Below are 19840 nucleotides of genomic sequence, written 5' to 3'. Positions count from 1 at the left end.
TGAATGCATTCTCACTGTGATTCTGCATTTGATGAGGCTGTCCTACAATTTTCCAAAACATCTACTTTTAGTTGTTATAAATCCTACTTTTCTCCGACAATCCAAAAAAAATCCTTTTGAGTTAGAAATCTCGGATTATTTATAAGAACTTTGCACGCTTTTTGCAAACACATGCAAACAGCTTTTAGAAATTATAAATTGATCATCACTGATGAAGAAGAAAGTAGAAATATTAGCGCCAGCAAAAGATTTAATTCATGGTATCGCTGCCATTAACAGTGGTGCTGATGCCGTTTATGTTGGAGCTCCCCAATTTGGTGCCCGTTCGAATGCCACCAACTCCATAGAAGATGTTGCTGCCTTGGTGCAATATGCCCATTTATACAATGTTCCTGTTTTTGTGGTTATGAATACCATTCTTTACGACAATGAATTAGAAACTTGTCGTCAGATGATTTGGAAATTGTATGATATTGGTGTTGATGCACTGATTATTCAGGATATGGCTATTATGGAAATGGACCTTCCTCCTATCATCTTACATGCCAGCACACAAGCAAATAACAGAGATGCCGACAAGATGAAGTTTTTGGCCGATGCAGGAATCAAACGTGTAGTATTGGCTCGCGAATTGAATTTACATCAAATCAAAGAAATCAGTAACGCAACCGATGTGGAACTGGAATTCTTTGTAACTGGTGCTCTATGCGTTTCTTTCAGTGGAAACTGTTATATGAGTGTTGCCAATGGAGAACGTAGCGCTAATCGTGGTTCTTGTGCTCAAAACTGCCGTTTGCCATACAATCTGATTGACGGTCATGGAGAAACGTTAATCAAAAGCACGCATTTACTTTCTATCAAAGATTTTGACGTTTCAAACGAAATTCCAAATTTGGTGGAAGCTGGTGTTTGTTCATTCAAAATCGAAGGTCGTTTGAAAGATATTGTCTATGTAAAAAACAACGTTTCTTACCTTAGACAAAAACTGGATGCTTTCTTGGAGGAAAATGATAAATATACCAAAGCCTCTTCTGGAAAATGTACTTTTACTTTTGATTCAGCTTTAAATCGTACTTTCAACCGTGGTTATACTGATTATTTTGTCAATGAACGTCACGCTACTATTGGTTCTTGGGAAAGCCCAAAATCAAAAGGGCAATACATCGGTAAACTAATCAGAACCGTTAGGAATGCCTATGAAATAGAAAACGGACACGTATTGAACAATGGTGATGGTTTGTGCTACATCAATGAAAATAACGAAGCCGACGGTATTTACGTAAATAAAGTCGAAAATGGACTTGCCTATCCTAACGTATTGAAAGAATTAAAAGAAGGCACTTTCATTTACCGAAACAATGATGCTGCTTTTATCAAAATTGTTGAACGAGAAGATAGTGCAGTTAGAAAAATAAGTACTTCATTGTTATTATTCGAAAACGAAACTGGATTTGAGTTACTTGCAACCGATGAAGATGGAAATATGAGTACAGTTTATTTGGTTCATCCAAAAGAACAAACCAAAAACAATCAATCCATAGAGGAAAACATCAAAGCGCAATTGGCCAAAACAGGATTTACGCCTTACACCGCCGATGAAATAACAGTTCAGTTTACCGATAATTGGTTTTTACCTATTTCAAAAATCAATGAAATGCGTAGAACCGTTTACGAGCAATTAACCGAAACTCGCTTGACAAATTACAAACGAGAAGAACGTAAAATCGAAAAAACTAGCCATCCTTATCCTGAAACCAAATTGGATTTCATGTATAATGTTTCCAATAAATTGGCCCGCAAGTTTTACGAACGTCATGGAGTGACCGAAATCGAGAAAGCATTTGAATTGCAATGGGATCCGGGAAAATCACGTGTAATGACCACCAAGTATTGCATAAAATACGAGTTGGCCAAATGTCCAAAATACCATAAAGACACCATGGAAGGCAAATTGAAAGAACCTTTGGTATTGAAACAGGGAGAATTAGAATACAAACTAAAATTCAACTGTAAACCTTGCGAAATGGAGATTTGGGAAAAAGACGCCGAATTTGAAATTGAAGAGGATTAGAACATAAATTCTTCTTTTTATATACAATCAAAAACTACAAAGTAAAGTTTCCTTTATTTTGTAGTTTTTTTTTATGACCTCATTTTGAATTTCGTTTTAAAAAGCAAACTCTAATTCAGAACCGTATTACTAAAAATCCTAAATTTGTAAAAACCAATAATTCAAATCATGAAAAATCTGTTAACTCCCCTATTCATTATAGCATTTATATTGATTTCCTGCAAAAACGAAGCCGAAAACCAAACGCATAAAGTTGTTGTTCCTTTTTATCAAGTTGCCAATACACAAGCAAATCAAACTGTCGCTACACCTCAACCTAATGTACTTTATCAGCAAAATGGTGTAAATCAAAATACTGCAACTCAGACACAAACTCAGACACAAACTGTGGCTGCTCCAGTAAAAGTTGCCAAGGGAATGAATCCTTCTCATGGTCAACCAGGTCATCGTTGCGACATTCCTGTAGGCGCTCCTTTAAACTCCCCTATAGCTGCTAATTCCACAACGTCACAAGTTGTCTCAAATTCGAGCCAATCTGTAATCACAACTGCAAAGGGTATGAATCCTCCTCACGGCCAGCCAAGACACCGCTGTGACATTGCAGTGGGGGCGCCATTAAATTCTCCGGTAGCTGCCGATAAACCAGCAACTCCACAAGCAGTTCCAAATTATATTGTTTCTCCTCCTTCAACAAATGAAGCTCCAACTTCAACTCCGGCAGAAACAACACCGCCAAAAACTATACCTGAGCAATAAAATTTCATTTGGGCGTGCCCCTTCGTAAAAACTGCGGGTCGTGCTGTACGTTCCCGCTTTTTTTTAATCCAAAAAAAGGGATCAAAAAAAGAGCTCCACTACCATCACTCACGCAAAACAAGGGCATTCAGATATTATTGATCCCTTTTCATAATAAAAGATCATTCGCAAAAACTCCAATCACAATTAAATTTAAATAACTAAAAACCAAACCAGTAAATACTTTTTTCTTAACTTTATAAAACAAAAAATCAGATTCTACTTATACAAAAACAATATAAGTTACTCTGATTTCTTGTTTTTTTAAAACTTTTTATTAATTTTTTAAATAGTATAAAATGAAAAAAGTATTATTCTTGACAGGTGATTTCACCGAAGATTATGAAACTATGGTTCCCTTCCAGATGTTGGAAATGGTAGGCTATACCGTCCACGCCGTTTGTCCCGACAAAAAAAAGGGAGAAACAATAAAAACAGCAATTCATGATTTTGAAGGAGACCAAACCTATACCGAAAAACCGGGTCACAACTTCACATTGAACTACAGTTTTGACGACGTGAAAGTGAACGATTATCACGGATTGGTCATTGCAGGAGGTAGAGCCCCAGAATATTTGAGATTGAATGAAAAAGTTATCGAAATAACCCAGCATTTTTTCTCCGCCTATAAGCCTGTTGCCGCCATTTGTCATGGTATCCAGATTTTGACAGCTGCCGATGTTGTTAGAGGCCGAAAACTAACCGCATATCCCGCAGTAGGTCCAGAAGTGACATTGGCAGGTGGAATCTTTCAATCCATTCCTGTAGATGGAGCCTATGTAGATGGAAATCTGGTCACCTCTCCCGCTTGGCCTGCGCATCCTAGTTTCATTCGAGAATTCCTGAAAATTATGGGTGCCAAAATTGTAATTTAAAATTCAAAACAATAATTAATTTTAAGGTAAAAAAGATAAAAGATTCAATCCGAATAAAAACATACAAAAACTACAACCAAAGGCTATTTTGTTGTAGTTTTTTTATCTTTGAAAAGTTAAAAAACAAAAACAAAATTACCCTTCATGATTACAATTGCAACACTAGAAGACGTTTTAGCTTTAGAAAAATTAATTAACTCTGCCTACCGTGGTGAAACTTCTAAAAAAGGATGGGCCTCCGAAGCTAATCTTTTAGAAGGTAAAAGAATTACTTTAGATGAATTAGAGGAAATTATTAAAAATAAACACAATACTATATTAAAATACACAGAAAACAACCAAATCATTGGATCCGTTTTGCTAACCAATAAAGGAAATAAACTCTATCTGGGAATGCTATCTATTTCACCTGAATTACAAAATAGAGGCCTTGGAAAAAAACTATTACAAGAAGCCGAAGTTCATGCCTTATCCTTAGGTTTACCAAAAATTGTAATGACCGTTATTACCATTAGAGAGAAATTAATTGAATGGTATAACCGCCATGGATACGTCGATACTGGAATAAGAGAACCTTTCCTACTCAATGATTATGATACCATTATTACAGACCAACATCTGGAATTTATAGTCTTAGAAAAAATACTTTAGCCCTTTTTTATCCATTGGTTATTATTTTATAAATTAGTAAAAAAAATATAAAATATGAAAACATTAGACCAATGGTTTGAAGAATATGCAGTAAGTCATCAAAATCCAAAAAACAAGGCAATACACTACGTTTGTGTTCCAGCTATTTTCTTTTCAATTGTGGGTTTATTGATGAGTATTCCAAGCACTTTTTTGAATAATTTACTTCACCTCAACCAACCGATAATTGAAAATTGGGCTGTAGTTGTTTTGATTTTTGTATTGTTTTTCTACCTACGATTGTCTGTTGTCATGGCTATCAAAATAGCTATTTTTTCATTCCTCTGTTTAATTCTTAATTTTTACATTGGACAGTTCGTTCCTCTTTGGGCTTTTTCCATCGGTGTTTTTGTTGTGGCTTGGATTGGGCAGTTTTATGGTCATAACATTGAAGGTAAAAAACCGTCATTCTTAAAAGATATTCAATTTTTGATGATTGGACCTGCCTGGGTTGTTCATAATTTATTTTCTAAAAAATAACAGATCAACATAAATACCTGATCCACTGCGCTTCAACAATAAAAAAGTATTACTTTTACTCATAGTCATTTAAAATATGTAATAAATTAAATACTTTTTTAAGATGATCTTATTTTGAACTTTTGTCATTATTGAACAACATTAATTTAAAATTAAAATCAATGAAGTCGTCAAACATTCAAACTCCCGGTGTTTATATTCAAGAATTAAATGCTTTGCCAAATTCAGTTGTAGGAGTTGCTACGGCTGTACCAGCATTTATAGGGTACACACCACAGGCCTCTTATCAGGGGAAATCGTTCACGAATGTGCCGGTAAAAATCAGTTCGCTTGCTGATTTCAATAATTATTTTTGTTTACCAAGTCCTCCGCCACCAGCGAATCAGAGTAAACAATATAGTCCTCAATACTATTTGGTACAACAAAAAAGCCAACCTACTAAAGGGGATTATATCATGAATGGAGGGGATTACTACTCGATAGTTCCAGATCCTACTACGATTTATTATTTGTACAATAGTGTCAAACTTTTTTATGAAAACGGAGGTGGAGATGCCTACATTGTATCTGTAGGACCTTACGGATTAGCTTCTCAAGAACCTATGGCTCCGGGCACACCTATTATAAACCCAAATGTACAGTTAAACGAGTTACAAACTGGTCTTGCTACATTATTAACCACGCAAGAGCCTACCATGTATATCTGTCCTGAGGCAACTTTACTAAGTCTTGAGAACAACGGTACACTTATGCAAAATATGCTAAATCAGGCTAGTGAAATGCAAACAACTGTATGTCTGTTTGATATCATCGGAGGAGATGCCCCTGATCCTATCTTATACACACAAGATATTGCAAATTTCAGAATGAATACGGGTACAAACGGCCTAAGCTACGGAATCGCTTATTATCCTTTTATAGGAACTTCTGAAATGCAAAGTATAGATATTGATTACACCAATTTGTTTGGAGGTGACTTAAAACAATTAGAACCTATAATCAATCCCGCAAGTGCGCCTAATCCTAATATCACTGCAATTCTTGCCAATATTCAAAATCCTGATAGCGGTTTGACTATTGCCCAAAATAATAGTGCACTTGTAAATGCAAGCCCTATTTATTCCTTAATTATAAATCATGTATTGGCAGATGCTAATATTCTTCCTCCAAGTGGGGCAATGGCTGGGGTTATTACCTCAACCGATAACCTAACTGGTCCTTGGCAGGCACCTGCAAATACCTCTATAACCGGAGCAACATCGCTAACAATTTCACTTTCAGATAACCAGCAAGGCCCATTAAATATTGATGCTATTTCCGGTAAATCCATAAATGTTATTCGATTGTTTAACGGACTTGGTATTTTAGTTTGGGGAGCAAGAACGCTGGATGGAAATAGCCAGGACTGGAAATATATCCCCATAAGGAGAACAATGATTTTTCTTGAACAGTCTTGTAAATTGGCTGCTCAGTCTTATGTTTTTCAACCCAATGATAAAAACACTTGGGAAGCAGTAAAATCTATGATTGAAAATTTTTTAATATCAATTTGGCAACAAGGCGGACTACAAGGTGCCAGCGCATCCGATGCTTTTTCGGTTGATTGTGGTTTGGGCTCAACAATGACTGGTGATGATCTTCTTAACGGATTTATGAATGTTACCGTAAAAGTAGCCGTTGTTCATCCAGCCGAATTCATTGTGTTTACATTCCAACAACAAATGACAGCATCAAGTTAAACAGTTAAAATTCAATTAAAAATAAAAAAATATGGCAACAGATGACGGTAGTAGTGAAGGTACAACATGGCCTATGCCTAAATTTAGATTTGAAGTAGACTTCGGTACAGAACTTACAAAAGTATCTTTTCAGGAAGTGTCCGGAATGGATGTGGAAAATCAAATTATAGAATATCGCAAAAGCAATAGTCCTCTGTTTTCTGTAGAAAAAATGCCTGGCACTACCAAATACGGGAATGTCACAATGAAGCGGGGCATCTTTGTAAATGACAATACTTTTTGGGATTGGCATCAGCAAATAGTAATGAATACAATTAAAAGAAGAACAGTCATAATAAAATTGTTAGACGAAAGTGGAAATGTAACAATGCAATGGACATTAAACAACGCCTGGCCAACAAAAATAACCAGTACCGATCTAAAATCAGATGGAAATGAAATAGCCGTTGATACCATAGAAATTGCACATGAACAATTAATTATTTCAAATGGTTAATGACTTATAAGGATTATCCAGCACGATTCAATCAAACTTGCATATACCTACTTTTAATATTTATCCAATTACAAATACTTCTAACTATTTTACCTAAAATAATGAGTACATCAAACGAAATATCAAGTGGTGGAACTGCCACCTTCTCAATTAAAATTAACGGATATACTATACCAGATGAATTAAGTATATTTTCAGTTCATGTTGAAAAAAAAGTAAACCGAATCCCTAATGCAAAAATTGTTATCTTAGATGGAGAGCCTGATACCGGAACGTTTGAAGCAAGTTCGTGTTCGACCTTTGTACCTGGCGCAGAAATTACCATTGAAGCAGGATATGACAACAAAAACGAGGTTGTTTTCTCAGGTATAATTATGAGTCAAACCATTCGGATTGATAGTTTGGTAGGATCAGCTTTAGAAATTGAATGCCGTGACAAAGCCATCAAAATGATTATAGGCCGAAAAAGCCTTACCTATTCCAAACAAAAAGACAGTGATATTATATCAACCCTAATTGAAACTTACGGATTAAGCTCAGATGTTACCTCTACAAATACAACATGGCCGGAACAAGTACAATATTACGTTACAGATTGGGATTATATACTGTCTCTTGCCGAAGCAAACGGATTAATTATAACCACTATAAACGGAAAAATTTCTGTAAATCCTCCTGATAAAAGTACAACATCAGTACTTACAGTAACTTATGGAGATAATCTTCTTGAATTTAATGCGAAATTAAATTCCACTACTCAACTTGGAAACGTAACTTCCAATTCCTGGGATTATAAAAACCAAGCAATTACAAGTAGTCAAGCCTCGCCAAATAAAGTAGGATCTGGCAATCTATCTACAAAAAAATTATCTGATGTGATAGGCCTTTCTTCTTTTCAATTACAAACATCGGCACCTTTAGAATCTCCCGATTTAAATAATTGGTCTAAGTCTCAAATTACTAAAAGTGAATATTCCAAAATAATGGGAGAAGCCAAATTTCAAGGTACAAATTTGATTGATCCAGGAAAATATATGACTTTTCAAGGTCTTGGAGATCGATTTAATGGTGATTACCTCATCTCTGGCGTAATTCATGAACTATCACAAGGCAATTGGATATCCGAGGTAAGTCTTGGACTATCGCCGATATGGTCTACAGAAGGATCCGATATGATGGCTCCACCAGCTTCTGGCCTATTACCAGGAGCTAGAGGACTTCTGAACGGAACAGTCAAACAAATATTTGATGATCCCGATTCTCAATATAGAATCCTAGTAGATGTTCCGGTATTTGACACCAATGGATCAGGTATTTGGGCTAGACTATCAAATTTTTATTCAACTAGTGGCGCAGGAGCCTTTTTTTTACCCGAAGTTGGTGATGAAGTGATACTTGGCTTTTTAAACGAAGATCCTCGTTTTCCAGTAATATTAGGCAGTATGTATAGCAGCTCCAAAATTAAACCTTTTGCAGGAATAGAACCCAACGAAAGAAATTCAATAAAAGCGATTGTTTCCAAATCTGGGATCTCAGTAGCATTTGATGATGAAAATAAGATTTGGACAGTTGCCACTCCTAATAAAAACACTATAATTATAAGTGACAAAGACAAGCAAATCACCATTAAGGATGAAAACCAAAATAGTATCATAATGTCCAGTAGCGGTATCGATATGTCTAGTGCAAAAAGTATAAACATTTCGGCTCAGGAGAGAGTTACAATAAATGGTTCTCAAGGAATTACTATCGAATCCAATGGCGGCGATGTTGAAACTAAAGGATTGAATATAAAAGAATCCGCAGCTATGCAATATTCTGCCCAAGGCGGACAAATGGCACAAGTATCTGGAGGAATGGAATTAACGCTGAAAGGCGCAATGGTAATGATAAACTAGACGATATGCCAGCAGCAGCAAGACTTACAGATTTTCACGAATGCCCTATGATAACCCCAGGAATACCACCTATTCCACATGTTGGCGGGCCAATAATTGGTCCAGGGGAACCAACCGTTCTAATTGGAGGATTACCGGCTGCCAGAGTTGGTGATATGCTAGTTTGTGTTGGACCACCAGATTCGATTGTAAAAGGTTCTTCAACAGTAATGATTGGCGGAATGCCAGCAGCGAGGATGGGGGATCAAACTGCCCACGGGGGATCAATTGTAGTAGGAGCATTTAATGTTATGATTGGTGGATAGACATTGACATACGATTCCTAATTGATTTTAATCGAATTATAACATCTTACCTATTAACAAAGCTTAGTAATTAGTGTCTATCGTAAAATCACACTTGAAATATAACGCATTAAAAACCAAATAGTTAATTCATTTTTTATTAACTTTATGTTCAGAAAAAAAAAGTAAAAAAATGGAAAATAAAAAAATAATCACCGTATTTGGTGCAACAGGTTCACAAGGAGGAGGACTTGCCAGAGCTATTTTGGCTGACAAAAACAGTGAGTTTGCAGTAAGAGTGGTAACTAGAGATGCTAATTCCGAAAAGTCCAAAGTATTCTCAAAATTGGGTGCAGAAGTAGTTGAGGCCAACATTGATGACATACAAAGCATTAAGAATGCTATAGCAGGAGCTTATGGAGCTTATTTCGTTACTTTTTTCTGGGAACATTTCTCTGTTGAAAAAGAACAACAAGAAGTAAATAACTTTATTGAAGCCGCCAGAGAATCACATTTGCAGCATATCATTTGGTCAACTTTAGAAGATACCAGAAACTGGATGAGACTAGATGATGACAGAATGCCAACACTACACGGCAAATACAAAGTACCACACTTTGACGGAAAAGGAGAAGCGGATCACTTCTTTACCGAAGCTGGTTTACCAACTACTTTCTTGAGAACTTCTTTTTATTGGGACAATTTAATTCATTTTGGAATGGGACCTCAAAAAGGAGAAGACGGCAATTACTATATTGCTTTCCCTATGGATGACAAAAAATTGCCAGCTATAGCAGCAGAAGATATTGGTAAATGTGCTTATGGAATTTTCAAAAAAGGAAAAGAGTTAATTGGAAAAACTGTTGGTATTGCAGGAGAAAAATTAAATGGAAATGAAATGGCTGAAAAACTATCAAAAGCCCTGGATAAAAAAGTGCTATTTAATCCCGTAACACCAGAAGCGTATCGCAATTTTGGTTTTCCTGGTGCCGATGATTTGGGCAATATGTTTCAGTTTAAAAGGGATTTCAATGAAGACTTCAATAGTGCTCGAAATGAAACTTTTGCAAAGGAATTAAATCCTGAGCTACAAAATTTTGACATGTGGCTTTCTTCCAATGCTTCAAAAATACCGATAGAATAGATTGTAATGTATTAGGAGATGAAAACATAAGCTTTTTGTCTCCTAAAATTTAAGAGCATCATTAATATGATTTGTATTATTCACAAAGTACATTTTCATCATTCCTCTGTTTTTGACTTGTACTTCTCCCCTGTACTCACAATCAAAAGAGTCTTTTACAATATCAAATGTATTTTCAGAAATATTGATTTTTCCTGGGCATGAATTCGATTCCATCCTTGATGCAATGTTTACGGTATCGCCCCATATGTCATAAGCAAATTTCTTTGTCCCAACAACTCCAGCAACTACCGGTCCTGTGTTAATCCCAATACGGATGTTAAAACGAGTATGATTGAGAGGATTTTCCCGATTGGAATGCTGTACAAATTCTAAAATTTCTTGGGCAACCAAAATCATTTTATAAGCATGATCTGCCGTTGGAAAAGGTAGTCCACCTGCACACATATAAGAATCTCCTAATGTTTTTATTTTTTCCAAATCATACTTTTCGATGATTGCATCAAATTTTGAAAAATAGTAATCGACACTCTCAACTAGTTTTTCAGGCGATAAGTTTTCTGCATATTGCGTAAATCCCTCAAAATCGGTAAATAATACAGTAACCGATTCAAATCTTTTGGCCACTACTTTACCACTCTCTTTTAACTCCAATGCTGTCTCTTCAGGAAGGATATTCAACAATAAAGTATCTGATCTTTTTCTTTCAGCTTCAATGATAGTATTCGTTTTCTTGATAAAACGATATCTTCTGAATAAACCAACTGCAAGAAAGAAAACAAGAACCAATGAAATTATGGAAGAAATAGCTATTAGTTTTTGATTCCTTTTTTGTTGCATCATCAAATCGACTTCTGCCTGTTTCTTAGAAACCTCAAAATTAGTTCTTAAATCGGCCATTTTTTGGACTGATGCAACATTATTTACGCTGTCTCTGTATATAATGTGCTTTTTATAATACTGAAAAGATTCTGGTAGGTTTCCTTTTTTTTCATACAAAACTGAAAGACTAAGATTTGACTTGCTTATTTGATCTTTTAGTCCTCTTTTTTGAGCTAGCTCCAAGCTTCTTTTTGCATAGGCAACTGCAGTTACCCAATCATTTCTTTTTAAATAAATGTCGGACATATAAATAAGATAATCTGAAATACCATAATAATCTCCCAATGTTTCGAGTATTTTTATGGCTTCACTGATGTTTTTCATTGCCAGATCATCCTTTCCCTGCTTAGCATAGACCATTCCAATATCTCCCAAAGTATAAGCCTTTCCTATTGGATAATTAACTTTGTTAAACAACAAACCCGATTCATTAAAATAATGTAATGCCTGCTTGTATTTGTAATTCTTAGAGTATTCATCACCAGCATTTAATAATGCTGAAGCAAGCAAAATAGTGTCAGATGTTTTTCTTAAAATCCGAATCGCATTATTATAATATAACTCAGCATTATTAGCATTCCCCATCACCGAATATACATCGGCAATAGCAGAATAGGAAGTTCCTTCTCCGGAGGTATATCCCGCTTTGATGGCAGCCTGAACACTCTTGAAATAAGCATCTAAAGCTTGATTCAAATTTCCGCCAAGTCTCTTTTTATTTCCTTTTTGGTAATATCCTCTATACAGGTATAAATAATTTTTTTCTGCCTTGGACAGCGCAATAAGTTCTTCAGAAAATTTTAATGATAATTCAAGATTAGCGGTCTCGTTAAAAGCCAAATTTCGCAATAATTCCAGTTTTTCGGTATTATTTAAAATTTTATCTCCCTTATAAATTTTGATTAGACTATCGGCTACTTTTTGATTCTGACCATAAATACTTAGGCCTTGAAAATATATAGAACATACTAAAAAAATGGCTTTGGTAAAATTGCCGAATGATTTAAATACCATCATGGATTGGCTTCTAATTTTGGATCGATACGAAAACATTTTGGGGATAAACCATTCTCGTAAATACTGAAGTTAACGGTGTAAATATCCTGTTTACTGATCAGTCTTTCATCATTTTTGACAATGGCAGTTACAATACCGTCACTTCCTCCAGTTCCACTAATGGTTTTAGTATGAAAAAAATCCAAATCATCTGGATCATTGGGATTGGGTAAATAAACGATACTGTCTATTGAAACAGTATAACCTTCGTCTTTCGTGTCACCTACCCATATGACCCGCTTATTAAGATGTACATTCGATATAAAATCCTCCACTTTTCCGTTTGGACTTTTTCCGTTATGGTTGTCTCTCAATGCACATTCTTTGTCAACACTTTTTTGTGGTGGTTCATTCAAAGAATAGAGTTTTTTTGCTTCGGCATTTAATTCTATTATTACAATTTTGTCCATAATATTTGATTTATTTAAATTAATACACGTGTTTTTAATAAACCTATAATTTTAATATAATGGGCAGATTTTAGGGAAGAGAAATTGATAAAACCTTGTTTATAATTTTAAAATTAGCCTTATGCTTTTTTATCTAAAAAAAATAAGCATTTTGGCTTTATTGAAAACAATTAAATTAGGGGTTTGCCTGCAATTTTGGATCAATACTAAATGACTTGGAAGCATTTCCACTGTCAAATACACTAAAATTAATTGTGTAAGTATCAATTTGCAGGTTCGGTGTGCTTTTTTTGACCTTACCTGATACATTTCCTGACCTTCCTCCACTTCCGTTAAGTGTCGTAGAATCAAAAATACTTCCAGACTTGGAAACAATACTGTCTATAGCCACTGTATATCCATTATCAATTGATGCTCCAATCCACTTTACATCATTGTCTTTATATACATTTGATAAAAAATCTTCTAAAGTTCCATTTGAAGAACTTCCAGAATTATCGTCAGCTATAGAACACTGGCTATCTATTTGTGATTGTGATGGACTACTCATTCCATAAAGACCGCTAGCCTGAACACTCAATGTGATATTTACTTTTTTACCCATAATAATTTTATTTAAGTTTTAATAAATAATAATTTTTATAGGTCAATATCTTTCTTAGAAAAAGAAAAGTAACAGCTAGATTTTGAGGTATTTAAAATTTAAAACATATCAAATTTAGTGATTTTATTATTTGAATCCCCATAAAATCTCAGGGATATTCTATTAAAATGACTAAAGCATAATTTTATTGGATAAACACACTACAAAAGAAGTATTTTTCTTAAATTTACAACAATAACTAACTGTTTTTTAATACTGTACGTGTATTTTCATACTAACTTCACGCTTAAAACCAAAGAAAATATGAAATTCAACCAAGAACCTATAGACTGGAAAGAAATATTCGAACTGAAAAACATCATTCTTAATTTGGTTGGAGTTGCTTTCATCACATTAGCTTTAAAAGGTTTTATGATTCCCAATAAATTTTTGGACGGAGGTGTTATAGGAGCTTCTATATTAATTCATGAAATCTCACACGTACCATTTGGTATTTTAGTACTGGTATTGAATATCCCTTTTTTATTTATTGGAAAAAACGTTTTGGGTAAAACTTTTGCCATTCAAAGTTTAATCACCTTTATATTAATAGCCGCCAGTATGACATTTATTGATATTCAGCCCGTAACATCCGATCGATTGTTAATTGCTCTATTTGGAGGATGTTTGATAGGAATGGGCATGGGATTTGTCATTCGGAGTGGTGCTGCCGCAGATGGCATCGAAATACTCGCGTTATTTACTACTCGAAAAATTGGTCTTAACGTATCGGAAGTTATTTTTGGCATCAACTCAACATTATTTCTTTGTGCGGMGTGGTCTTTTGGTATAAGTACTGCTTTATACTCTATAGTTACTTATTTTTCGGCTATAAAATGCCTCGATTATGTTGCCCATGGAATAGAACAGTACACTTCTTTACATATCATTTCATCCCAAAGTGAGGCAATAAAATCATTAATTGTACAACAATTTGGTAAAGGAATTACAGTTATTAAAGGAGAAAGAGGTTATTTACCCCATGCATTCCATGAAAAAACAGATTGCGATATTATAATAACAGTTGTAACCCGATTAGAATTACTGAGGATAAAAGAAGAAGTTAGCCAATTGGATCCACATGCTTTTATGTATATTCAATACATCAAAGAAGCAAGAGGTGGTATATTAAGAAACAAAGCCAAGCATTAGTTTATGAAATCGCCATGATTCCAAAACATAAACTGGAATGAAGAATGGCGATACCATATTCCAATAAAAAACAAATATTATCTTCATATGAAAAACTGGGATTTATTGTGCCATACCGTTATTAATTCATTAAAAGAGAATTTAGCCCCCTTTTTAACCTATCATGATTGGAAACATACCGAACATGTTATAAGGATGGCTGAATATATTGCTCACAAAGAAAACATGCCTGAAGACGATGTTGTATTAATAAAAACAGCTGCTTTATTTCATGACGCTGGGTTCATCAGTACCATTGCTGATGGGCACGAAGAAGCAAGCATCCAACTAGCCGAAGATAAATTACCTCAGTTTGGATACACCAAAAACGAAATCAAAATTATTACAGGAATGATTCAGGCAACCTCTATTCCCCAAGAGCCTAAAACAAAATTAGAATCCATACTAGCCGATGCCGACTTAGAATATCTTGGCACCGATAGTTTTGAACGTATTGGAACCAATCTATATTTTGAAATAAAACATACAAACCCAAATCTAAGTATAGCCGAATGGAACGATATACAAATTAAGTTCCTCCAAACTCATCAATACCACACTCCATATTGCATTCAATACAGAAACCCAATTAAGCAAAAAAATCTTGAATTACTTATCGAGCAAAAAAATGAGAAGTAGTTTTGTGAAAATTAATCAAGCTCTATTTCAACAATTTTTTTGGTGTAACTAATGGTTTTTATTAGAATCCATTATATTTACTTCCTTATAAAGAAATGTATTTCAGATTTCTCATTTGAAGTTATTTTCAAAACTTAAAAAAATACTGAATTAAAAATTACTATGGAAGAACTAAAAAAACTACTGATTGAGTTAGAAAGCAAAATTTCCAATCAAGAATTGCTGAATCCAATAGTTTCAAAATCTTCGGTAGGCTGGCATATTGAACATATTTTACTAACAATGAATTTGGTCATCGAATCCATTCACAAATCAAATCCAGACAATTACAAGAGAACTTTCAACTTAAATCGTTTACTGGTATTCACACTTAATAAAATTCCAAGAGGAAAAGTCAAAGCGCCTAGAATGGTTAGACCCCAAGAGGATTTCACAACCGATTCATTAAAAAATCATCTTGAAAAAGTAAAAAGTAATTTGAGAAAATTAGACACTCTTTCCGCAAACAATTATTTTGAACATCCTTTCATGGGACAATTGAATTTGAAACCAACAATTCGTTTTATAAAGATTCATACTAATCACCATATTAATATTATAAAAGAGATTATCGAAAGTAAAAGTTAAAATAATAAAACTCTAAAAAACAAATAATTTTTTCATTTCAAATAGTTGTTATTTTCTGCATGATTTTACTTAAATTATTACTCTAKAAAAAAAAACACATCTAATTTGTTTTCAATTAAATATAAATAAAAAATATTTTAATTTATTTCAAAAAATACAATCAACGTCTTAATAATAGTTAAGCAAAATAATTATCCCTAAATTGAAAGATTCTAAACATTAAAATAGTTCAATTTTACTAAGCTTTTAAATTCAACTGAAAATATAAAAAAAGGATTACTACAATTAATCGTAAGAACAATTCTTTTACAAATGCTTGGTCTTTTTTGTGTAATATTTTGTTTATTACTTCACAAAACAAATGTTAACAAAAAAAACTTCAATTAGCTAAAAACTAACCATTTACAATTTTATGTAATTTATTTTCAGTATTTTTGTTAAAATATTTGTTAAACAATTCACCTCTACCTCAAACGAGATGAATTAAATAGATTGATTTTCAAGGACTCCCCTTCCTCTTTTTTAATACAAATTGATAAACCATAAACACTTTTATCGATTTGCGTTATGCTTTTATAAATCATAATTCAATCAAACAACATTTTTAATTTATATAAATGGAAAATAAATCTCTTTTAAAATCAGCAGTTTTAATGGCTATCATAACACTTTGTGTATTGCTATGCTGGGAAATATATCTTCGAAACCTTGGTGTAAACAATTCCTATGATGACGGCCCTCCATTATGGTCTTATAATAGAGAGAAAGTCTATCAATCACCAAGTTCAACAGTTGTTTTTATAGGCTCTTCCAGAAATAAATATGATTTAGACATTGCAACATGGAAAAGTCAAACGGGCTTTGATGCTGTTCAATTAGCAATTGAAGGTAGTTGCCCAAGACCGATATTAGAAGATTTAGCCAATGATCCTAATTTTAAAGGAAAACTTATCATAGATGTAACCGAAGGATTATTTTTTTCAAATGCTCCGCCAAATAATGAAAAACCTATAGAAAACATTAAATACTACCATGATAAAACTCCTGCTCAACAGGCTAGTTTTGCATTAAACGAACCTTTAGAATCTTTTTTTGTATTTCTCGACAAAGATAATTTTTCGCTTAATGCAAAAATGGATGAAATGGAAATTCCAAGTCGGCCTGGAGTATTTATGATGCCAATATTTCCTTGGGAATTTAATCGTAATACATTTGATAGGCAATCAGCAATGACTAAAGATTTTGTAAATGATCCTAAACTATGCAATCAAGTAAAAGGAGTTTGGCATTTTTTCAGTGAAATGAATAAACACGCACCTCGAATGCCAGAAAAAGGATTAAATGACATTTTTACATCTGTAAAAGTTGCTATCGATAAAATAAAATCAAGAGGAGGAGAAGTATTATTTGTTAGAACCCCATCAAGCGGTCCCTACTACGAAGGTGAAAATATGGCGTTCCCAAGAGAGAAATATTGGAACAAACTACTCCAAATAACCAATTGTACTGGAATTCATTTTAAAGACTATCCAGCAATTGCTAACTTTAATTGTCCTGAATTTTCTCATTTAAGTCCTGCAGATGCGAAAACATTCACTAAACATTTCATTGAAATTCTTAAAAATGAAAAAGGTTGGAAATTTCCACTTTCGAAAAATTCAAATTAATACTTTATAATTATGATATTCAACTCCTATACATTTGTAGCCTTTTTTATAATTATACTTATTCTACACCATCTTCCCATTTCATGGAAATTCAAAAAAATAAACTTGCTTATTGCTAGTTATATCTTTTATGCTGCTTGGAATCCCCCATTTATATTATTGCTATGGCTTTCTACAGTGATTGATTTTTTTGTGGGTAAAGCCCTTTTCACTCAAAGCAATCCACACAAGAAGAAATTTCTTTTGGTGATAAGTTTAATAGGCAATTTAGGAATGCTTTGCTTTTTTAAGTATGGTACATTTTTACTTGAAAATTTTGTTTCTCTTGCCAATCTTTTGGGCTTGGAATATCATCCTGCTACACCAAGCATAATACTTCCAGCTGGTATCTCATTCTATACCTTCACCACTTTATGCTACACTATTGATATGTATCATAAAAGAAGTGAACCCGTAAAATCAATGTTAGATTTTTCTTTGTTTGTTACATTCTTTCCGCACTTAGTAGCCGGACCTATTGTACGCCCGCCACAACTGGTTCCACAATTTGAAACCGAAAGAATTGCTTCCAAAAAACAAATGTTTGATGGTTTATTATTACTCTCTTTAGGTTTATTTATGAAAGTAGTTTTAGCAGATGGAATGCTATCTTCCACAGCCGATGCTGTATTTAATTCCAATGATGCTTTACCAGCATTGGATGCCTGGATTGGTGTTTTAGCTTTTTCAGGTCAAATATTCTTGGACTTTGCTGGATATTCTACCTGTGCCATTGGAGTAGCCTTGTGTTTAGGTTTTGTATTGCCACAAAATTTCAATTACCCATATGCTGCGATTGGCTTTTCAGATTTTTGGAGACGTTGGCACATTACATTATCCAGCTGGCTCAAAGATTATTTATATATTCCTCTTGGAGGAAATCGCCATGGTAAACTCAGAACGTATTATGCGCTAATGCTCACTATGTTATTAGGAGGGCTTTGGCATGGTGCAAACTGGACATTTGTTGCTTGGGGTGGTTTGCATGGTCTATATTTATGGATTGAAAAATACCTTAGAGATCGCAAAAAAGACAATAATAACGAATCAAACAATGCACCAAAAGACACTGGATTGATTGGCTTTTTTTATGCTCTACTTACTTTTATGTTAGTGAACATTACGTGGGTATTTTTCCGTTCACATACCTTTTCTAAAGCATGGCAAATGTTAATTTCTATGACCGGAACCGAAACAGATGGAAAAGCTTTATTAACCACATTGGCAATTATTAAAGTCTCAATCATAATCCCCGCAATTGTAGTCACACATTGGTTCATGAGAAACACTAAAGTACTCGATGTCGCACATAACCTAAGCTGGTGGAAGCTTGGACTAGCATGGTCCACAATTATGTTATTATTGATATGGTCCCAAGAAAGTGGAAGCTCTTTTATTTATTTTCAGTTTTAATGTAAACCAGCTTTCCCTTCTATTTAAAAATATTTTTTGATTTTATAAAAAAGTAAGTAAAGTTAAACCAATTAAATAAAAAAAAAGATGAAAACAATTTTGACAATGTTTGTGGCAATGCTAGCCTTAAGTTTCACTTCCTGCAAAAAAGAAAGTGATAAAGAAGTAACTCCAGCCGAAAGCTCCCCAGAAAAAGTAGCAGTAAAAGAAGAACCTATTTTTCAACCTTTTAAAGTTATGGTTATAACCCATACCGTAAAAGATTTTGATACTTGGAAAAAAGCATTTGACGAACACGAAAGTGTTAGAACCGCAAGTGGATTAACATTAAGAGCCTTGGGGAGAGATATGGATAACCCAAATAAAGTCTATGTTTTCTTGAATATTGAGGATCTACAAAAAGCCAAAGATTTTGCCGCCAATCCTGAATTAAAAGATAGAATGAAAAAAGGAGGTGTAACCAGTGCTCCTGAATTCATATATGCCGATGTAATACGGTTTGAAGAATCACCTGCTACATTAAAAGGAAGAGTGCGAATTGGACATAAAGTAAAGGATTTTGATGCCTGGTTAAAAGTATATGATGCCGAAGGCAAAGAAACCAGAATGCTCAATGGATTAGTTGACAGAGCTATTTCCAGAAGTATAGATGATCCCAATATGGTTTATGTAACTTTTGCCATAAGTGATTTAGAGAAAGCAAAAGCGAGAATAAAAGACCCCGCTTTGAAAAAAATCATGACGGATGCTGGTGTAATAGGTAAACCTGATGTTGTTTTCTATAATGCGGTAGAATAAAAA

At 34.0% G+C, this 19840-nt stretch carries 19 protein-coding genes; 16 read left to right on the top strand and 3 right to left on the bottom strand.

The features are described from left to right. Positions 1 to 211 precede the first annotated feature (211 nt). The 10 genes from AC1DY0_RS14925 (at position 212) to AC1DY0_RS14880 (ending at position 10472) form a co-directional block, all read left to right on the top strand. A complete protein-coding gene (locus AC1DY0_RS14925) occupies positions 212 to 2071 on the top strand; it encodes a peptidase U32 family protein (RefSeq protein ID WP_477189379.1) in 1860 nt (619 codons plus the stop codon). Between the two features lie 168 nt (positions 2072 to 2239). Then, on the top strand, positions 2240 to 2827 hold the full coding sequence (locus AC1DY0_RS14920) for a hypothetical protein (RefSeq protein WP_477189378.1): 588 nt from the start codon (positions 2240 to 2242) through the stop codon (positions 2825 to 2827). Positions 2828 to 3165: 338 nt separating this feature from the next. Beyond that, positions 3166 to 3741, top strand: coding sequence for a DJ-1/PfpI family protein (locus AC1DY0_RS14915; protein ID WP_477189377.1), 576 nt, complete (start codon positions 3166 to 3168; stop codon positions 3739 to 3741). A 144-nt stretch (positions 3742 to 3885) separates the two neighbouring features. After that, a complete protein-coding gene (locus AC1DY0_RS14910; protein WP_477189376.1) occupies positions 3886 to 4392 on the top strand; it encodes a GNAT family N-acetyltransferase in 507 nt (168 codons plus the stop codon). Positions 4393 to 4446: 54 nt separating this feature from the next. After that, positions 4447 to 4911, top strand: coding sequence for an Mpo1 family 2-hydroxy fatty acid dioxygenase (locus AC1DY0_RS14905; protein ID WP_477189375.1), 465 nt, complete (start codon positions 4447 to 4449; stop codon positions 4909 to 4911). Between the two features lie 161 nt (positions 4912 to 5072). Continuing rightward, positions 5073 to 6650, top strand: a complete 1578-nt coding sequence (locus AC1DY0_RS14900; protein ID WP_477189374.1) for a phage tail sheath family protein — start codon at positions 5073 to 5075, stop codon at positions 6648 to 6650. Between the two features lie 31 nt (positions 6651 to 6681). Beyond that, positions 6682 to 7146: a phage tail protein gene (locus tag AC1DY0_RS14895; protein ID WP_477189373.1), complete on the top strand. Its 465-nt coding sequence runs from the start codon at positions 6682 to 6684 to the stop codon at positions 7144 to 7146. Between the two features lie 101 nt (positions 7147 to 7247). After that, complete coding sequence (vgrG, locus tag AC1DY0_RS14890; protein ID WP_477189372.1) at positions 7248 to 9044, top strand: type VI secretion system tip protein VgrG; 1797 nt, start codon at positions 7248 to 7250, stop codon at positions 9042 to 9044. 5 nt (positions 9045 to 9049) lie between these two features. Beyond that, a complete protein-coding gene (locus AC1DY0_RS14885) occupies positions 9050 to 9349 on the top strand; it encodes a PAAR domain-containing protein (protein WP_477189371.1) in 300 nt (99 codons plus the stop codon). Between the two features lie 172 nt (positions 9350 to 9521). Beyond that, positions 9522 to 10472, top strand: coding sequence for an NmrA/HSCARG family protein (locus AC1DY0_RS14880; protein WP_477189370.1), 951 nt, complete (start codon positions 9522 to 9524; stop codon positions 10470 to 10472). 42 nt (positions 10473 to 10514) lie between these two features. On the opposite strand, the gene AC1DY0_RS14875 is transcribed toward AC1DY0_RS14880, so the two are convergent. From AC1DY0_RS14875 to AC1DY0_RS14865, 3 genes are all read right to left on the bottom strand, one after another. After that, positions 10515 to 12371, bottom strand: coding sequence for an adenylate/guanylate cyclase domain-containing protein (locus AC1DY0_RS14875; RefSeq protein WP_477189369.1), 1857 nt, complete (start codon positions 12369 to 12371; stop codon positions 10515 to 10517). Continuing rightward, entirely contained in the window at positions 12368 to 12820 is a 453-nt protein-coding gene (locus tag AC1DY0_RS14870; protein ID WP_477189368.1) for a hypothetical protein, read from the bottom strand. The genes AC1DY0_RS14875 and AC1DY0_RS14870 overlap by 4 nt, the downstream gene beginning before the upstream one ends. Positions 12821 to 12995: 175 nt before the next feature. Then, positions 12996 to 13424, bottom strand: coding sequence for a hypothetical protein (locus AC1DY0_RS14865; RefSeq protein WP_477189367.1), 429 nt, complete (start codon positions 13422 to 13424; stop codon positions 12996 to 12998). 303 nt (positions 13425 to 13727) lie between these two features. Here AC1DY0_RS14865 and AC1DY0_RS14860 point away from each other — a divergent pair, with 303 nt between their 5' ends. From AC1DY0_RS14860 to AC1DY0_RS14835, 6 genes are all read left to right on the top strand, one after another. Further along, positions 13728 to 14615 (top strand): YitT family protein, encoded by an 888-nt coding sequence (locus tag AC1DY0_RS14860; RefSeq protein ID WP_477189366.1) that lies wholly within the window; start codon positions 13728 to 13730, stop codon positions 14613 to 14615. Positions 14616 to 14702: 87 nt separating this feature from the next. Next, the gene (locus tag AC1DY0_RS14855; protein WP_477189365.1) at positions 14703 to 15293 is read left to right on the top strand and encodes an HD domain-containing protein; all 591 of its coding nucleotides are present in this window, start codon (positions 14703 to 14705) and stop codon (positions 15291 to 15293) included. Positions 15294 to 15455: 162 nt separating this feature from the next. After that, entirely contained in the window at positions 15456 to 15920 is a 465-nt protein-coding gene (locus tag AC1DY0_RS14850) for a hypothetical protein (protein WP_477189364.1), read from the top strand. A 617-nt stretch (positions 15921 to 16537) separates the two neighbouring features. Continuing rightward, positions 16538 to 17587, top strand: coding sequence for a hypothetical protein (locus tag AC1DY0_RS14845; protein ID WP_477189363.1), 1050 nt, complete (start codon positions 16538 to 16540; stop codon positions 17585 to 17587). 12 nt (positions 17588 to 17599) lie between these two features. Continuing rightward, positions 17600 to 19039 carry an MBOAT family O-acyltransferase gene (locus AC1DY0_RS14840; RefSeq protein ID WP_477189362.1) on the top strand — a complete coding sequence of 480 codons (1440 nt, stop codon included), beginning with the start codon at positions 17600 to 17602 and terminating at the stop codon, positions 19037 to 19039. Positions 19040 to 19126: 87 nt separating this feature from the next. Beyond that, on the top strand, positions 19127 to 19837 hold the full coding sequence (locus AC1DY0_RS14835) for a hypothetical protein (protein ID WP_477189361.1): 711 nt from the start codon (positions 19127 to 19129) through the stop codon (positions 19835 to 19837). The last annotated feature ends 3 nt before the right edge of the window (positions 19838 to 19840 follow it).

This window comes from Flavobacterium sp. P1_E4, from assembly GCF_056405915.1.
The sequence above is the reverse complement of the archived record's forward strand: the minus strand, read 5'-3'. Positions and strand labels throughout refer to the sequence as shown.

What these genes read in the sequence shown, in the direction of transcription:
- AC1DY0_RS14865 (WP_477189367.1), bottom strand. Translation starts at nt 13,424, where the DNA reads ATGGGTAAAAAAGTAAATATCACATTGAGTGTTCAGGCTAGCGGTCTT.
- AC1DY0_RS14835 (WP_477189361.1), top strand. Translation starts at nt 19,127, where the DNA reads ATGAAAACAATTTTGACAATGTTTGTGGCAATGCTAGCCTTAAGTTTC.
- AC1DY0_RS14870 (WP_477189368.1), bottom strand. Translation starts at nt 12,820, where the DNA reads ATGGACAAAATTGTAATAATAGAATTAAATGCCGAAGCAAAAAAACTC.
- AC1DY0_RS14920 (WP_477189378.1), top strand. Translation starts at nt 2,240, where the DNA reads ATGAAAAATCTGTTAACTCCCCTATTCATTATAGCATTTATATTGATT.
- AC1DY0_RS14900 (WP_477189374.1), top strand. Translation starts at nt 5,073, where the DNA reads ATGAAGTCGTCAAACATTCAAACTCCCGGTGTTTATATTCAAGAATTA.
- AC1DY0_RS14925 (WP_477189379.1), top strand. Translation starts at nt 212, where the DNA reads ATGAAGAAGAAAGTAGAAATATTAGCGCCAGCAAAAGATTTAATTCAT.
- AC1DY0_RS14910 (WP_477189376.1), top strand. Translation starts at nt 3,886, where the DNA reads ATGATTACAATTGCAACACTAGAAGACGTTTTAGCTTTAGAAAAATTA.
- vgrG (WP_477189372.1), top strand. Translation starts at nt 7,248, where the DNA reads ATGAGTACATCAAACGAAATATCAAGTGGTGGAACTGCCACCTTCTCA.
- AC1DY0_RS14875 (WP_477189369.1), bottom strand. Translation starts at nt 12,371, where the DNA reads ATGATGGTATTTAAATCATTCGGCAATTTTACCAAAGCCATTTTTTTA.
- AC1DY0_RS14845 (WP_477189363.1), top strand. Translation starts at nt 16,538, where the DNA reads ATGGAAAATAAATCTCTTTTAAAATCAGCAGTTTTAATGGCTATCATA.
- AC1DY0_RS14840 (WP_477189362.1), top strand. Translation starts at nt 17,600, where the DNA reads ATGATATTCAACTCCTATACATTTGTAGCCTTTTTTATAATTATACTT.
- AC1DY0_RS14905 (WP_477189375.1), top strand. Translation starts at nt 4,447, where the DNA reads ATGAAAACATTAGACCAATGGTTTGAAGAATATGCAGTAAGTCATCAA.
- AC1DY0_RS14895 (WP_477189373.1), top strand. Translation starts at nt 6,682, where the DNA reads ATGGCAACAGATGACGGTAGTAGTGAAGGTACAACATGGCCTATGCCT.
- AC1DY0_RS14850 (WP_477189364.1), top strand. Translation starts at nt 15,456, where the DNA reads ATGGAAGAACTAAAAAAACTACTGATTGAGTTAGAAAGCAAAATTTCC.
- AC1DY0_RS14885 (WP_477189371.1), top strand. Translation starts at nt 9,050, where the DNA reads ATGCCAGCAGCAGCAAGACTTACAGATTTTCACGAATGCCCTATGATA.
- AC1DY0_RS14880 (WP_477189370.1), top strand. Translation starts at nt 9,522, where the DNA reads ATGGAAAATAAAAAAATAATCACCGTATTTGGTGCAACAGGTTCACAA.
- AC1DY0_RS14915 (WP_477189377.1), top strand. Translation starts at nt 3,166, where the DNA reads ATGAAAAAAGTATTATTCTTGACAGGTGATTTCACCGAAGATTATGAA.
- AC1DY0_RS14855 (WP_477189365.1), top strand. Translation starts at nt 14,703, where the DNA reads ATGAAAAACTGGGATTTATTGTGCCATACCGTTATTAATTCATTAAAA.